At 43.0% G+C, this 17,287-nt stretch carries 10 protein-coding genes; 9 read left to right on the top strand and 1 reads right to left on the bottom strand.

Annotated features, from left to right (window positions below; all coding sequences use genetic code 11):
- The first annotated feature begins 379 nt into the window (after nt 1–379).
- From L1D60_RS21760 to L1D60_RS21735, 6 genes are read left to right on the top strand one after another with little or no spacing between them, the layout of a single operon-like run.
- Nucleotides 380–2,023, top strand: coding sequence for an ABC transporter substrate-binding protein (locus L1D60_RS21760; protein ID WP_239842942.1), 1,644 nt, complete (start codon nt 380–382; stop codon nt 2,021–2,023).
- A gap of 44 nt (nt 2,024–2,067) precedes the next feature.
- The gene (locus L1D60_RS21755) at nt 2,068–3,042 is read left to right on the top strand and encodes an ABC transporter permease (protein ID WP_239842941.1); all 975 of its coding nucleotides are present in this window, start codon (nt 2,068–2,070) and stop codon (nt 3,040–3,042) included.
- A gap of 9 nt (nt 3,043–3,051) precedes the next feature.
- Complete coding sequence (locus tag L1D60_RS21750; protein ID WP_239842940.1) at nt 3,052–4,044, top strand: ABC transporter permease; 993 nt, start codon at nt 3,052–3,054, stop codon at nt 4,042–4,044.
- Complete coding sequence (locus L1D60_RS21745) at nt 4,041–5,015, top strand: ABC transporter ATP-binding protein (protein WP_239842939.1); 975 nt, start codon at nt 4,041–4,043, stop codon at nt 5,013–5,015. Before L1D60_RS21750 ends, L1D60_RS21745 begins: the two co-directional genes overlap by 4 nt.
- The gene (locus tag L1D60_RS21740; protein ID WP_239842938.1) at nt 5,005–6,009 is read left to right on the top strand and encodes an ABC transporter ATP-binding protein; all 1,005 of its coding nucleotides are present in this window, start codon (nt 5,005–5,007) and stop codon (nt 6,007–6,009) included. Before L1D60_RS21745 ends, L1D60_RS21740 begins: the two co-directional genes overlap by 11 nt.
- 59 nt (nt 6,010–6,068) lie before the next feature.
- Nucleotides 6,069–9,521: a hypothetical protein gene (locus tag L1D60_RS21735; RefSeq protein WP_239842937.1), complete on the top strand. Its 3,453-nt coding sequence runs from the start codon at nt 6,069–6,071 to the stop codon at nt 9,519–9,521.
- 79 nt (nt 9,522–9,600) lie between these two features.
- Here the strand turns inward: L1D60_RS21735 and L1D60_RS21730 are convergent, their stop codons facing one another.
- Complete coding sequence (locus L1D60_RS21730; protein WP_239842936.1) at nt 9,601–10,617, bottom strand: LacI family DNA-binding transcriptional regulator; 1,017 nt, start codon at nt 10,615–10,617, stop codon at nt 9,601–9,603.
- A gap of 504 nt (nt 10,618–11,121) precedes the next feature.
- On the opposite strand from L1D60_RS21730, the gene L1D60_RS21725 reads away from it, so the two are divergent.
- The 3 genes from L1D60_RS21725 to L1D60_RS21715 all read left to right on the top strand — a co-directional run bounded on the left by L1D60_RS21725 (nt 11,122) and on the right by L1D60_RS21715 (nt 17,255).
- A complete protein-coding gene (locus L1D60_RS21725) occupies nt 11,122–14,295 on the top strand; it encodes a hypothetical protein (protein WP_239842935.1) in 3,174 nt (1,057 codons plus the stop codon).
- Between the two features lie 159 nt (nt 14,296–14,454).
- Nucleotides 14,455–15,975, top strand: a complete 1,521-nt coding sequence (locus L1D60_RS21720) for an MFS transporter (protein WP_239842934.1) — start codon at nt 14,455–14,457, stop codon at nt 15,973–15,975.
- A gap of 227 nt (nt 15,976–16,202) precedes the next feature.
- Nucleotides 16,203–17,255 carry a hypothetical protein gene (locus L1D60_RS21715; protein WP_239842933.1) on the top strand — a complete coding sequence of 351 codons (1,053 nt, stop codon included), beginning with the start codon at nt 16,203–16,205 and terminating at the stop codon, nt 17,253–17,255.
- Nucleotides 17,256–17,287: the final 32 nt, after the last annotated feature.

The following is a 17,287-nucleotide window of genomic DNA, read 5'->3' as shown; positions in this document are numbered from 1 at the left end:
AATATAATCTTCGATTTATTTTTAATGGTTGGCAAACCAATAAAAATACCCTATCCAAGGTCAGTGATTTAATCTTAACTCAAAAAATCAATTTGTAAGCGTTTTCTTTTGAGGTGGTGGTCACATTTACAAGGTAATTGGTGGTAAAAGGACATTTCCATAAGTTATTGAAAAATAGCGGCTTTTATTTTTGTGTTGTTGGTGTGTTTTATATGTTATTGATTATTATGGCTATTTTTGTGGTGTGATGACGTTGGCAAAACAAGCTTTGTGATTTTGTATCTCTTATATCTATGTCTTAGGATTTCATTACAAAATGAAACCGCTTACTTTTTTGTCGTGTGGCGTGAAGTCACTGCATTGGATAAAGGGAAAATCTATGAAAAAACGTATGTCAGTAATGTCGCTGGTTATTAGCGCGACATTAAGCAGTGGCTTGTATGCCGCCGATGTTGACCACTTAAAGCAAGGAGGGACAATCGCGGTTCCAATCATAAATACCGGTTTTCTCGATAATTACAACCCGTATACAACCAAAGATATTCTACATGGAACGATGTTTGAACCCTTGATGGTGTTTAACAATATGACGGGTGAGACACATTGGCGTTTAGCCGAGTCGGCGACTTATTCTGATGATCTCAAAGCGATTACGTTAAAGCTAAGAGAGGGCTTAAAGTGGTCTGACGGTAGTGCGTTAACGGCAAAAGATGTCGTGTTTAGTTTTGAGTTAACGAAAGAAAACCCAGCGTTTGATCAAAAAGGGATTTGGTCTGAGAATAGATTGACGGACATTGAAGTTCTTGATGACAGAACAATAGTCTTCCATATTGCCCAGCCTGACTCGACCTTTCTTTGGAATCTTGCTGCTTACCATATCGTGCCAAAGAAAGTTTGGTCGCAACAAAAAGATTTAACTACCTTTACTAATCCTAATCCGATTGGTAGCGGCCCGATGACTGAGGTGAGCTATCTCAAATCTCAACAAATGGAGTTGTGCCGTAATCCTCATTACTACCTAGAAAATAGACCTTATTTAGATTGCATCACATTCCGTTCTTACAATGACAACTCTCAAATTCAACCTGCACTGATCAAAGGGGAAATTGATTGGGGCTCTAACTTTATTGCCGATATAGAGAATACCTTTGTAGCTCGTGATCCTGACAGTAACCATTTTTGGTACCCCGCTAACGATGCCATCCACCTCTATCTCAACACGAAAGAAAAGCCGTTTGATGACATTAAAGTACGACAGGCACTCTCTATTGCTTTAGATAGAGAGCTGATCGTTGATATTGCAGCTTATGGCTATCCAACGGCCAACTTTAACCCTGGAGGGATTGGCGAACTTTATCAATCTGATATCGATGAGAAGGTGAATGAAAAATACGGGTACTTAACGCAGTACTCGCCAGAGCTAGCATCAGATTTGTTAGATCAAGCTGGGCTCATTGATCGCAATGGCGATGGTTTCCGAGACCTTGAAAATGGTGAAACATTTGAATTTGATATTGAGGTCGTGAACGGTTGGACTGATTGGATTCAAGTGGTTCAGATGGCGACAGAGTTCTATGAAGAGATTGGTGTTAAATCTAATGTTAAAACCGTGGATTGGGCGGTATATGACAAAAATCTGAAAGAGAGTAAGTACAAAGTTTCGATTAACTGGTCTATGGCAGCGGCTAGCCCAATAGTTGCCTACCAAGAATATTTCTCGTCGGACCGTATTGGTAAAACGTGGCACGCTGGACATGGTGTTAATAGTCCGGAAATTGACGCCTTAATTGATAGCTTTGGGAAAACAAACGATAGCACTGAGCAAGCTGAGATTTTATCAAAGTTACAAGAATTCACGGCCAAGAATTTACCATTTATTCCGTTGTATTCGAATCCAACTTGGTTTCAGTACAGCACATCTAAAATTACTGGTTGGCCAAGTAAAGAGAACCCGTATATTCAGCCGGTTTTTTATGATGGCGGAAAACGCGTGATCATTCTGAACAATCTCCACCTCAAATAAATTTATAGAGGAGGGGATGCCCCTCCTAGCTTAAGGATGGCGCTATGTCGTTTCTTGTTCGCCGATTTGGTTTTTACTTTACCGCTTTTTTAATAGCGATCTCTTTTAATTTCATGTTACCCCGGCTCATGCCTGGTGACCCCGTTGATGCGCTTTTTGCTGCTGCTCAAGGACGCATGGACCCTGCCCAAATGGATGCTGTGCGCGAAATGTATGGTTTTGTCGATGGGAATATATTTGAGCAGTATTTTGCGTATATGAAGAGCGTTTTTACTTTGGATCTCGGGCCATCGGTACTGATGTTCCCTGTGAGCGTTTCTGATGTATTAGCGATGGCTCTACCTTGGACTATGTTTCTCGCTCTGGGCTCATTGATTGTTGCGCTCATTATTGGAGTCAGTATTGGTACGTATGCATCTTATCGACGTGAAGGTCTTTTGGGACAGCTAGTTCCACCACTGTTGGCATTCATTAGTAATTTTCCATACATCGTTACCGCGTTGCTGCTTTTCTACTTTTTTGGTTTGAAGTTAGAGCTGCTTCCATTGGCGTATACCTATGACCCTTCTCTCGAACCTGGATTAACTTGGGAGTTTATTTCCAGTGTTGCGAAACATGCAGTGTTACCTGTTGGCTCTATGGTTGTCGTCGGTATCTCGACGTGGGTATTTAACATGCGCAATGCGATGATCAACGTGTTAGGTGAAGATTACGTGACCATGGCAGAGGCGAAAGGTTTGAGTAGTTATCGAGTGATGTCTCGCTACGCTGGTCGAAATGCGATTTTGCCTGTTGCTACCGCGATTGCTATGGCGATTGGCTTTTCGTTTGCAGGCTCGATTATGACGGAAGTCGTCTTTAACTATCAGGGGTTGGGTAACATCCTTTTGAAAGGCATCGTTGCACGCGACTACCCACTCATTCAAGCCATTTTGTTGATTTTAGTTACCGCCGTTCTGACTGCCAATTTCATTGCAGACTTACTTTATGTTTGGCTCGACCCACGAATCTCTAATTAAGGCCTTCACATGGATAATTTCATCACAACTAAAACGATCTCACCGGGGCCTAACTTACCGGCACGTGAGTCAAAATATTCTTGGAATACGGTTAAGAAAGCGCTGGGTAAATTGTACGCGTTCTTTTATGGCAATCCCCCTGCCATCATTGGAACGTTTTTGCTTACAGTCGTCTTGGCTGGTGCACTACTAGCACCGGTGTTATCGACTCACAATCCCGAAAAACGAGTGGCTCGACCTCATATCGCCCCGAACGCTGAACATATTCTTGGTACAACCCGCAGCGGAAGAGACGTGTACAGTCAAGTGTTACACGGCGCGCGAAAGTCGTTAACTGTCGCGATATCAGCAGGCGTTATTGCTATGACCATCGCTGTGTTAGTCGGTGTTTCGTCTGGATACTTCGGTGGGAAAATTGATGATCGGTTGAACTTCCTAACTAACGTATTTCTCGTGTTCCCTCAGTTACCACTACTTATCGTGCTCGCTGCATTCCTAGGACAGGTCGGGTCATTGGTGATTACGGTCTTATTGGGCATCACCTCTTGGCCGTGGGGGGCTAGAGTCATCCGTGCTCAAACCATGGCGATAAGAAACAAAGAATTTATTATCTCTGCTGAGGTTATGGGTGAATCAAAAATACGCATTATTTTAGTTGAGATTCTTCCTAACCTAGTTTCGATCGTTTTCGGTGGATTTTTAGGTACCGTGATTTATGCCATGGGTTCAGAAGCAGGGCTCGGTATTTTAGGCCTTGGTGACGCAACGGAAGTGAGCTGGGGTTCGATGCTCTATTGGGCACAGACATCTTCATCGCTTTACACTGGCGCTTGGTGGGAGATGCTGGTTCCTGCATTAGCACTGGCTATTACTGGTGGCGCTCTTGCCCTCATTAATATGTCGATTGATCAGGTGAGTAACCCGAAACTCAGAACGGGTCCCCACATTAAGCTTTGGCACAAATTAAAGAAAGAAGCGGATAAACGCAGAGGTTTAAGATGAGTAACTTATTGGAAATTAATAACCTTTGTGTCGATTATGTATCGCCAAATGGGATCGCTCGCGCAGTGAATAACGTTAGCCTGTCCATTGCGCCTGGTGAAACTTTAGGTATCGCTGGTGAGTCTGGCTGCGGCAAGAGTACGTTAGCGTTTGCCATTTCTAGATTACACAAAGCACCTGCACTTATTTCCGAAGGGGAGATTCTCTATAAAGGGCAAGATGTGCTCAAAATGAACAATAATCAGTTACGAAAATTCCGTTGGAATGATGTGTCTGTTGTTTTTCAGAGTGCAATGAACTCTTTAAACCCGGTGATCACTATTGGTGAACAATTAACGGACGTTATTCTTGCTCATCAGTCTGTTACGTACGCACAAGCCCACGAAAGAGGCGTTGAGTTACTCAATACGGTTGGTATCCATGCTGACCGAATGGCGAGTTTTCCTCACCAGTTAAGTGGAGGTATGCGTCAGCGCGTTGTTATAGCAATCGCATTGGCTCTAGAACCTAAACTGATCATTATGGATGAACCAACGACTGCATTGGATGTTGTCGTAGAGCGTGAAATCCTGAATGAGCTTTACGATTTGAAGGAAAAATTCGGTTTCTCTATTTTGTTTATCAGTCACGATTTGAGTTTGATGGGGGAGATTGCCGATCGAATTGGGGTGATGTATGCAGGTAACCTGATTGAGTTAGGTGATGCAAAAACAGTATTCACGCACCCGAAACACCCATACACCAAAGGTTTGATCTCATCTTTTCCAACGATTCATGGCCCGAAAGAGCGACTACATGGCATACCGGGTAACCCTGTCAATCTATTAAATATCCCTGATGGATGTAACTTTCAAGAGCGCTGTAGCGAATGTATCGCCACTTGTTCCGTTACAGAGCCGAACCTCATTTCAGTAGCAAATACTCATCGTGTCGCTTGTCACTTAGTTGAAGGAAACCAACATGGATACTGAACAAACAATCGTTAATCGCAATAAAGAAGTGATACTTGAGGTTAGAAATCTGGTCAAAGATTTCCCTGTAGGACAAGCGAGTAAGAACAATGTGATGCGTGCAGTGAATGACGTTTCTTTCGAACTGCGTCGAGGTGAAGCGCTCGCGATCGTTGGTGAATCCGGGTCTGGTAAGAGTACCGGCGCGCGAGTGTTGACTCGAATTTATGATAAAACTGCAGGTGACATCGAATTTAAAGGTGAGCCATTAGCGGATTATATCGACAAAAATGGCGAGCTTGAGTATGCCCGCCAAGTGCAAATGATCTTCCAAGACCCTTTTGGATCTCTAAACCCTGTTCACACTATCTATCATCACATTGCGCGTCCGCTGTTGATACATAAGCGAGCTGACAAAGAAGCTATCCCACAACTCGTCTATGAGCTGCTTGATATGGTCGGGCTATCGCCAGTGAAAGAGACCGCAGAAAAATACCCCCATGAGTTAAGTGGTGGGCAAAGACAACGTGTCGCGATAGCGAGAGCAATAGCCGTTAGTCCTGAAGTTATTCTTGCTGACGAGCCTATTTCAATGCTCGATGTGTCAGTTCGTCTGGGTATTTTAAACCTTATGGCTGACTTAAAAGACAAGCACGGTATTTCATTTATGTACATCACTCATGACATCGCGACGGCTCGCTATTTTGCGGAGAAAACCGCGGTGATGTATGTCGGGCATATGGTGGAGTGGGGGGATAGTGACAGTGTGACACAAAACCCGCAGCATCCGTATTCACAGCTTTTGTTGTCTGCGGTACCTGAAGTTGGTAATGCAGGGAAGCGAGAGCTAGGTGCTAAAAAAGGGGAGATACCGCTTTGGAAACCAAGCAGTCAAGGCTGTCCTTTTACCTCTCGCTGCCTTCACGCTAGTGATAAATGCGGAAAAGTAATGCCGACGGTTACACAAGTAACAAGTGGTCATTTTGTTCGTTGTCATCATGTACCGAACAAATAATTCGACTCTATTTTTATTTGAGCGCAAAAGTAAGCGCTTACATTGATTGGTTTATTATTATGACAAATATTATAAATGGCGAAGCTCAAGAAGTTCGAGGTCAATTCGTTGATTTAGATGGTGAACGTTACTACAAAATCAGCAACGTAGACGCAATGGCACCATTCTTCATTAGTGTTGTGTCGTCAAGTAATCATTGGCTCTTTATCTCGTCTACCGGGTGTTTATCTGCGGGTCGAATTCGACCTGAAAATGCCCTTTTTCCTTACCGATCGGTTGATTACATTCACGAGAATGCAGAAAACACGGGTTCAAAAGCGATTTTAAAAGTCACACAAGCGCAAGGGGACATCGTTTCTTGGGAACCGTTTAATCCACACCATGATGGTAAATTCGATGTGGAACGCAATATTTATAAGAACATCACTGGAGACAAAATTGTTTTCCAAGAGGTGAACTACTCTCTTGGCTTAAGTTATCAATATAGTTGGCAGACCTCTGATCGATTTGGTTTTGTTCGAGAGACCGAAGTGACTAACTTGGATCCTCAATCAAAACGGGTTGAGGTCATTGATGGGGTTCAAAATATACTCCCTCCAGAGGTACCTAAAACAGTAATGCAAACCAGTAGTGCGCTGGTAGATGCATACAAATGGAACGAGCGCGTTGGTAGCTTACCGTTGGCGCTGTATAGCTTGTATGCCAAGTTGAGTGATCGTGCTGATCCCGCGGAGTCTTTACGTGCGACCTCGGTTTTCGCGCTTGTTGAGAACGATCATCAGGTATTACTGAGTTCGAAAGAGTTAACACGTTTTCGAAAAGGCGGAGAGGTGAATGCTCAACGCTTAGTGCGAGGTGAGCGTGGGGCTTATTTTGTGCATCAAGAGTTTGAATTAAAACCGAGTCAGAAACAGCATTGGTTGATTGTCGCTGACATAGACCAAACCCACAAGGACATAGAAGAGACAAAAGCGCTGCTTCTGGAAAATCGTTCGTTCTACACTCAAATAAAGGCGGATATTCAAGCCAATCAAAAGGACTTAGTCAATCTGATGTCGGGTGGGGATGCGTGGCAACTTACCTCGTCTGAAGAGACAGATGTTCACCATTATGCCAATGTTCTCTTCAATAGCATGCGCGGAGGTGTTTTTGTCGATGGTTACGAACTAGACAGTCGTGATGTTAGAGATACGTTCTCGCGTATTAACAAGAAAGTGGTCGCTAAGCACTATGATTTACTGAATGCCTTGCCTGCTAAATTGAGTCACCCTGAACTTGTTGCTTTGGCCCGAGAGACGGGTGATGAACAGTTGATTCGTCTCGCGTACGAGTATTTGCCATTAACGTTTGGTCGTCGACATGGCGATCCAAGCCGACCGTGGAATCACTATGAGATAAATGTAAGAGACGAAGAAGGAAACCGCCTCTTGGGTTACCAAGGAAATTGGCGTGACATTTTCCAAAACTGGGAAGCGCTAGCCTTGAGCTACCCGAAGTTCATTGGCTCCTTTATGACCAAGTTCGTCAATGCTTCGACTGTCGATGGCTATAACCCTTATCGAATCACAAAAGAAGGGATCGATTGGGAAATGTTAGAACCTGACAACCCATGGAGCAATATCGGCTATTGGGGCGATCATCAAATAATTTATCTGCTCAAGTTACTTGAACTTGCAGATAAGTATCAAAGCTCAGAGCTAATTGGATGGCTGAATGAAGAGCACTTCAGTTACGCCAACGTTCCTTACGAAATTGTTGGTGCAGCGCAGACGTTCAAAAATCCCAAAGACACGGTTACCTTCAACACTGAAAAGCAGAAGGTCATCGACCAACGTTGCGCTCAACTCGGGAGTGATGGGCGCCTTTTATTGGGCGACAATAATAGTGTCTATCTGGTCTCTTTAATGGAGAAGTTGCTGGTGCCGCTGTTGGCGAAATTGAGCAATTTTGTTCTCGACGGAGGCATCTGGCTTAACACGCAACGCCCTGAATGGAACGATGCAAACAATGCCATTGTGGGTAGTGGTTTATCCATGGTCACCCTTTACTACATGCGTCGTTATATCGCATTTATGACTCAGTTATTGGAGCGTGCGCCAAAAAGCCTCTCCGTCTCAAAAGAGGTCAGTGAATGGTTAAATCGTAGCTTCTGCATTTTGGAGGCCGCATCCAATGTATTAAAACATGATCCAGTGACTCCTCAATTTCGTATGTCGTTGTTGGCTGATTTAGCCAGCGAAGGTGAAAGGTATCGCAACAAGGTCTATCGAGATGGTTTATCGGAAAAAACATCGGTAGACAGCCATTACATCCAAGACTTCATGCGTACTGTGCAGTCACTGATCGATAAAACGATTGAGAACAATAAACGCAAAGATGGCCTATACAACGCCTATAACATACTGGATTTGAAAGGTGATGGTGCTTACGTCGATGAGCTTTATCCGATGTTAGAAGGGCAAGTCGCGGTATTAAGCTCAGGCGTGTTAGATGGAAAGCAGAGCGTTGATTTATTAGATAATCTGTTTAATAGCGATATGTATCGATCTGATCAACAAACCTTTATGTTGTATCCAGACCGCACACTAAAAGGCTTTATGGACAAGAACTGTATTGACCCGTTCTCTGTTCAATCGAGTACTTTGTTAGGACATATGCTACTTAGAAACGATACGCGCATCTTGTCTAAGGATCTTGAGCAGAAGTATCATTTTCATGCTGATCTTGAAAATGCTGGTGTTCTTTCTGAACGAATAGAGCAGGTTAAAGCGGACTATCCAAGCTTTACGGATAATGATTGGCAAGCCGTATTGGATCTATACGAAGATGTTTTTGAGCACAGCGCATTTACTGGTCGTTCAGGCACTATGTTTGGCTATGAGGGGCTTGGCTGTATTTACTGGCACATGGTGTCGAAGTTGCTTTTGGCGGTGCAAGAAACTTATCAGGCCTCATATCGTGATACTGGAATGAGCCCTTCTACAATAAAGCTTGATGACTATTATTACCGCATTCGTGAAGGCATTGGCTTTAACAAGTCACCTCAAAGCTATGGTGCGTTTCCTACAGACCCATATTCACACACGCCAAAGCAAGCGGGAGCACAGCAACCAGGCATGACGGGTCAAGTGAAAGAAGAGATCATTACCCGTTTTGGTGAGTTAGGAATCGAGGTTGAACAATCGCAACTAACAATCTCTCCTACGCTTTTGAAATCGTCGGATTTTATCACTAAGCGTGAGACGTTTAACTACGTTGATACTGAAGGTGAACCTCAAGAGTTGAAGTTAGAAGGGGACTGTATAGCGTTTACTTATTGTCAGGTCCCTTTTGTGTATCAACTTGATAAAAGCGTTGCCGATATTGCCATTCGAGTGGAGTTAATGGACGGTAAAACAGTGGCGTGTGTAGGCAATCAACTTTCAGCTGAATTGACTCAGTGGCTATTTGAACGCTCTGCAGTGATACGGTCAGTATGCGTGTCTATACCCGCAAACCGGTTTGAAGGTTGATGATTTCATTGTTGGATTAAACAAAAAGCCATATTGAATATGGCTTTTATTGTTTTTATCAAAGGAATCGAGTTAGACGTTATTTTTCATTCATGTTTTTTACTGAGTTACGAATAACTATCTCAGGGATGAGTTTTCTACTCGTCATTTTCCCAGCACCATTGATCTGATCTATGATCATATCTCCGGCTATTTTACCCATTTCATAGAGCGGGAACCCAACGGTAGTTAATTGTGGTCGCATGTGCTTGGATAGCAAATCGTTATCAAACCCAACAACAGAAATGTCTTCACCAATCAGCAGGTTACGCTGTACGCAAACATCGTATACTGCCAGAGCGATGTTGTCGTTTTGGCAGAATATTGCAGTGATATTACTGTCTCGGTCGAGAAGCTTCGAAGCGGTATCAAAGTTTCCATCATGATCAAAACGCGCTTCAATAGTTAGGTTTGGATCGTACGCCACACCATGTTCAGCAAGAGCGCGAATGTAGCCAAGTAAGCGGTCTCTAGCATCCTGCTTTGACATAGGTCCGGTGATACACGCAATGTTTTTGTGTCCATTATCGAGCAAGTGTTTGGTAGCAATATAGCCACCAAGCTCATTGTCGAGATAGAGGCATTGATCTTTCAGTTCGGTGATTTTTCGGTTCAGTACCACTAACGCTTTAAAGTCGCCGGCTAAGTCCTTCAGTGTATCGTCAGAAACCTTATCGGCATGAACAATGGCGCCATCTACCTGCTTAGAGCGTAAAAAGTTAAGTGCATCATGCTCTTTTTTTTCATCGTCTTGACCGCTCGTTACGATAAAGTGAAGTCCATTTTTGTAAAGCGTGTCTTCTGCAGAGTGCATCAGGGGTCCATAAAATGGGCCATCCAAGCTTCCGACTAACATACCGATACTATTGGAGCGATTACTGGCTAAAGCTTTCGCGGCTGAGTTTGGTGTATATCCAAGTTCAGCGATGGCTTTTTTTACCTTCTCTAAGTTTTTCTCTTTCACAGAGTTCTGACCGTTTATCACACGAGAAACAGTAGCTTGTGAGACATTGGCGTATTCAGCGACTTCTTTAATGGTGATGACTTGTTTCTGCATAATTGGTCGAAAATTTCCGTGTTTAATTGGTGATGTATGTCAATGAGAAAGGTAAAGCTCGATGCTATCACAATGCCGACTGATGCAAGTTGTTGATTCTACTTTATCTTTTTACTTGTATATTCAATTTTATACTCCTTGTTTGTTGAGGTACAGAAGAAAGCGTTTCAAAATTGTACCCGTGTAACAAAAGCAACAATATCTCGTTCTGAAGCGTGTCAAATCCGTTTAAAAAAATGTGGTTCAAGAGAGTCATCCACCAATAACTGCGCGTTAATTGAGGGGGGAGGTCACGTTTTTTGATGACATTTTAATTTTTCGTAGACTTATCCGATTGAGTGAATGTATCTTACAAACATAAAAGAAAGCGCTTTCTTTTGGTGTGTCGAGTGGTTTACTGAATATTTCACCAAAGCCTGAACCAAAACATCAGGTAGCCATAGAAAGTACTTCATTGATTTTTTCTCGTGTCGGGATGCAAGAGTTTAGGTAGGTAGAGTGACCATGAATAAAGAGTATTATCTGGAAAATGAAGAGTTCGTGATTAACGACTATGACTTGAAGAAGACATTTTCTTCATTTTTGCCAGGTTTAGCAGGGAAGAAGGGCATTCCGCTGTGGGCGTTTTATGTCAACAGAGGGCAAGGCTTATGCTCGTTCGGTGTAGAGAATAAAGATAATCCTATTTTAGAGTTTTCACCTGCGGTCACTGCGTACCAGAATGTTAGTCGTGTAGGCTTTCGCACTTTTGTGAAAATCAGTGGCGAAGTGTATGAGTTTTTTGGTTCTGAGCGTTCAAAAAGCACTCAGAGAAAAATGTACATAAAGCGTGATCAATTCAAGGTATCTGAAGTAAATCAAGAGCTTGGTATGAAGGTGACCGTTACGTATTTTGGTTTACCTAACGATAACCTCGCTGCAATGATGAGAAAAGTCGAGATTAAAGATCTGACTGATACAGCGCGCAATATTGAACTGATTGATGGGCTTTCTCAAATCCTTCCTTTTGGCACGCCAAACACCCTGTTTAAAGAGATGTCGAATCTATTAAGAAGTTGGATGGACGTTTACAACTTAGAAAATGATGTCCCATTTTTTAAGATGCGTTCGACAACATCTGACAGTGCGGAAGTCGGGACTCTGGATAAAGGGAACTTCTACTTATCTTTTGCTAATGACCAAATTATTCGCCCAATCGTTGATGGTGCACTTATCTTTGGTCACGATACTTCAATGTCTACGCCTGTTTCGTTCCAAGAACACAGTATTGAAGACCTGCAACGAAAGCCACAAATAACGGCCAATAAGATTCCTGTTGGATTCACACCTGTCTCACTAGAACTGAAAGCGAATGATACTTTTGTCTTGAGAACAATCATTGGCCACGTTAACGACGTAGATCAGCTCAACCACAAAGTGACTGAAATGGTATCTAGCCAATACTTTGATGCCAAAGAGCTAGAGTCTGCATCTGTAATTAATGAGTTGGTTCAAGAAGTAGATTGTAAGACTGCAAACCCTGTTTTCGATCAGTACATCAAGCAAAATTACTTAGATAACATTTTACGAGGTGGCTACCCGCTAACCTTTGAAGGCAATAAAACTAATCATGTTTATCATGTCTTCTCCCGCAAGCATGGCGATCTTGAGCGCGACTACAACTTTTTCAACGTTGCTCCTGAGTTCTTCTCTCAAGGAAACGGAAATTTCCGAGATGTTTGTCAAAATCGTCGTGTGGACTCGCTATTTAACCCTCAAATCGGTGATCACAACGTAAAACTATTTGCTTCTCTGATTCAGCTTGATGGTTACAACCCGTTGGAAGTTAATGGCTCCACATTTCAGCTTAACAGTCATGTAGATATTAAATCTTTGGTTAAAGAGAACTTCGATAACAAGCACGACGTAATGGAATCTGTTCTTCGTAACAAATTCACACCGGGGACTATTATTAACCTGATGTCGAACGAAGAGATCACCTCTTCAAAAGATGATATGGCGTTGCTATCGGCTATTTTGAAGCATTCAGAGCAAAACATTGAAGCAAGCTTTGGAGAGGGTTTTTGGGTCGATCATTGGACTTACATTCTCGACCTCGTTGAGTCTTACCTTGCCGTTTATCCGGAAACTAAGAAAGCATTTCTGTTTGATAGCTATGATTATAAGTACTACTCGTCACCTGTGACGGTGTTACCAAGAGATGAAAAAACAGTACTTACCTCGGAAGGAAAGGTAAGGCGTTATGGCTCTTTGCTGCATAACGATGAGGAGAAAGTTGAACAGCTAGCCATGGATGTTAAAGGCTCGAATTGGGCTGTTGACTTAAATGGGGATGTCATCAAAACCAATCTCTTTACTAAGCTGTTTACTTTGGCCTTCAACAAGTTTTGTACATTGGACCCTGAGGGTATCGGTATCGAAATGGAATCTGACAAACCTGGTTGGAACGACGCCATGAATGGTTTACCTGGTTTGTTTGGATCTGGTGTTTCGGAGACCGTAGAACTTTTACGTTTGCTGAAATTCCTAAATGGTGCACGTGAGTTTTCTGGCTCAATGCGATTGCCGCCAGAGTTTACCGACTATGTATTTGGAGTTCATTCAGTTCTTAACTCCGGCGTTAGCGGTTTCCAATATTGGGATCAGGTCTCATCTCTTCGTGAAGATTATCGTAACGCAGTAAGGTTCAATGTGGCATCAAACTCTGAACAATTGAATGTTTCCGATGTTATGACATTGATTGGTCAAATGATCACGAAAGTAGAATTAGGCTTAGATAAGGCGAAGTCGCTAGGTGATGGCGTACTACCTACTTTCTTACATTATGAAGTAACCGACTACGAAGATATTTTAGAGGAAGGGAAACCAAAAATTGGTCACTACAAACTTCCTCTTGTTAAAGCAAAAGCGTTTAAGTTGCATGTGTTGCCTGCGTTTTTAGAGGCGCCTGCGCGCTTTATGAAAGTCAGTGACGACACGCAGAGCAACTTGCTCGATTACAACAGCATTAAATCAACAGAGATCTACGATGCGGATCTGGGTCAGTTTAAAACGAGTGAATGCTTAGACGATATGAGCTTGGAAATTGGTCGAGCACGAGCCTTCACTAAAGGGTGGCTTGAACGTGAATCGAATTTCTTACATATGAACTATAAGTACTTGCTCGGCTTATTGAAGGCTGGCATGTACGACCAGTATTTCAGTGAAATACGCACTAATTTGGTCTGTTTTATGGATCCTGAAGTGTATGGAAGAAGCATTCTTGAGAACTCGTCATTTATTGCTCCAACATGCAATCCTGATCCGAATACGCATGGGCAAGGTTTTGTAGCGAGGTTATCAGGCTCTACGGTAGAGATGCTTCATATGTGGACGATGATGATGTTTGGTGACAAACCGTTCGTCGTTGAGGATGACATGCTGGCGCTCAATTTGAAACCAGCGCTGCCAGCAGACTTTTTCGATGAACATAACCAGGTGTCTTTTACTTTCATGGGTAACACTAAAGTGACGTATGTGAATCATTCACGTCTCAATACATACGATGACTTCTTGGTATCCGAATACGAAATCACTTATTTGAATGGCAGCTCCGCCAAGTTAACAGAGGTCAAGGGCGAACATGCTGAAGCTATTCGAGAGGGGCGAGTAGCACAACTTATTGTGACAATGAAATAACGAGCCAATAACGAGAAGACACTTTTGGTGTTTAGCGTATTGGCTGAGATTGACGAGGCCAGTACGCAATCAATAAACATAAAATTGTGTTATGAATTTTTATAATAAGTTTTGTCTGTAGCTTGGGCTAAAACCTATTGATGGATTAAAGGTATTACTATGAGTGAAGCGAATCAGCCAGCAAGCCAAGTGAGTTTAAACCAGGGCTCTGAACCGAAGGTTGAAGGTACTGTGCCCTTGTACCAGAAGGTTGCGTTTGGTGTCGGGTCTCTTGCGAATCAGCTTTTTGCTGCAGCATTAGGCGTGTTTATGATCGTATTGGTGATGGGGTTAGGCATGGACCCGCTACTTGTGGGGATCTTAGGAGCGGTACCTCGGCTTTTTGATGCGATTACTGACCCACTGATGGGGTATATTTCCGATAACTCTAGGACACGTTGGGGACGCCGACGTCCGTATATCTTTGTGGGTGCAATCATTACAGGTGTCGCATTTATGACGATGTGGCAAATCTACCCTGAAAATGGTGAGACATACAATTTCGTCTACTTCCTCGTGCTGTCTTTACTGTTTTATCTTGGTTATACGATTTTCGCGACCCCACTTGTCGCCCTTGGTTATGAGATGAGTCCGGATTTCCATGAGAGAACTCGCATTATGGCTGTCTCACAATGGATCGGACAGTTGGCGTGGGTCATTGCGCCGTGGTTCTGGGTGATGATCTACAACCCAAATCTGTATGAATCCGCCGCGGTTGGTAGTCGTGATCTTGCCATTTGGGTTGGTCTATTATGTTTGGTATTTGGTGTTATTCCCGCAGTATTTTGTAAAGAACGTGCGTTGGTTGACCAAGCGACTGAGCAGCTGTCTCTGTCATCATTTAAGGCTACTTTTGGTAATTTTTTCAAAGGGATTTGGCAAACTTTTAAATGTCTACCATTTGTCAAACTATGCACAGCGACATTCTTGGTTTTTAACGGTTTCCAAACTGTGGCTCAGTTCTCTTTCTTCATTATCGTATTTTACGTATTCAACGGCGACCAAGGTGCAGCAGGAACGTGGCCGGCTTGGTTTGGTACCATCAGTTCTTTATGTACTTGTTTGTTGGTTATCCCTGCAATTACAAAGCTATCGCAAAAGTTTGGGAAGAAAAATGCCTTTATTATCGCGACACTGATTTCGATCGTCGGTTATGCGTTACGTTGGTGGGCATTTGAACAAGCGCTAAACCCAAGTACTCATTGGATGATGTTTGTTTCATTACCGCTGATGGCGTTTGGTATTGGTGGCCTATTTACGCTAATGATGTCTATGACGGCTGATGTTTGTGATTTAGATGAGCTGAATACGGGCGAACGTCGTGAAGGTGTCTTCGGTGCCGTTTATTGGTGGTTTGTAAAACTGGGTACAGCGATAGCAACGTTGATGTCTGGTTGGGTGTTGAGTTCAATCGGTTATAGCCGACTAGAGGAAATCAGAAACTCACTTTCTGGTGGAGAGGCTCTGTTAAATATGCCTGAAGCTGTCGAGATTATTAATTTAATGAGACTGTCAGACATTTTCATTCCAGTGTGCACGGCATTGCTAGCGATCATCGTGATGTATCGCTACGACTTCACTGAACAAAAAGCCAACGAGGTGCGAGAGGAATTGGAGCGCCGCCGCGGCAAATTGAATTAAAGCGCTTTTTAAATTTAAACCCTGCCTTTTAGCCAGTAGTTATCGCTACTGGCTTTTTTGTTGTTTTTGAGAACAGTATGTTTAAAGTATGAACCAGTGTCTCGGTTATTCTGATTTAAGTTGTTATTTGCCCTTATATACATAGGCATGTATGGCACAATACCGTCGTTTATAGGTGCCTGTTAGTCTATTAATATGGCGCTAAATGATTGAATTAGAGACCATTGATGAAGAAAATAACTCTAGCTGCACTTCTTTGTTTTGCTGCAAGTACTCACGCTGAATGGGTCAAACCCAGCGAGAGGTATATGAATGAATATAAGAAGCATGAAAGTGCGGTTTGTCCTATCGAAAAGAGCAACATTCGCCACTTTGTCTACTTTGCAAGAGACAGAGCCGGCATTAAAAATCACCCTTTGTTAAAGTCCGATAACTTTGCTGGCGCTCAGATCATGTATCCATGGGCCGAGTTGGAGCCTGTAGAAGGAGAGTATGATTTTTCTTTAATCGAGGCGGATCTAAAATATCTTGAGGCACATAATAAGAAGCTATTTATTCAACTTCAGGACGCAACGTTTACAACAACCTTCAAAGGCGTTCCAGACTATCTACTCACTGAAAAGTATGACGGTGGTGTCGTTAAGCAGATTACCGACGACGGTGTACATGAAGGTTGGGTAGCAAAAAGATGGAACAAAGACGTCAATGAGCGCTTCGCGAAACTGATTATTGCCTTGGGTAAGGCATTTGATGGTCGTATTGAGGGTATTAACCTTCAAGAATCCGCGATCGGTGTGACAAGTGACCTATATCCAGACTTCAGTAATGAAGCTTATGTATCAGCATTGAAGTCGGATATGGATGCACTGAGTGTCGGCTTTGAACATTCTGCTACCATCCAGTACGCGAATTTTATGCCTGGTGAGTGGTTGCCTTGGGAAGATGAAGGTTATCTCAAGTCTATTTACGAATATGGTGAGGCAATTGGTGTTGGTCTTGGCGCCCCTGACCTTATGCCGAAGCGTAAGGGACAACTAAACCACGCGCTTGCGATGATGCATGAGGGCAGTTACACGGTGCCGTTAAGCATCGCTATTCAAGACGGTAATTACATCGGCAAAACAAACAACACGGATCTGGAAAATAAACGTGAAAACTTGGTGCCAAGTTTGGTCTCGTTTGCCGAAAAGTTTTTGAAGGTCGACTACATGTTCTGGGTTAATCAAGAGCCGTACTTTGAGCAAGATGTTCTTTCTTGTTTTGATAATGTAAAGAGTTAATTAGCTCTGTTGTACTAATCGCAAAACATAGA

The sequence above is a fragment of the Vibrio sp. Isolate30 genome (assembly GCF_022397975.1).
Classification (GTDB): Bacteria; Pseudomonadota; Gammaproteobacteria; order Enterobacterales; family Vibrionaceae; genus Vibrio; species Vibrio fortis.
Note: the sequence above shows the minus strand (reverse complement) of the source record. Positions and strands in the feature narration are given on the sequence as shown.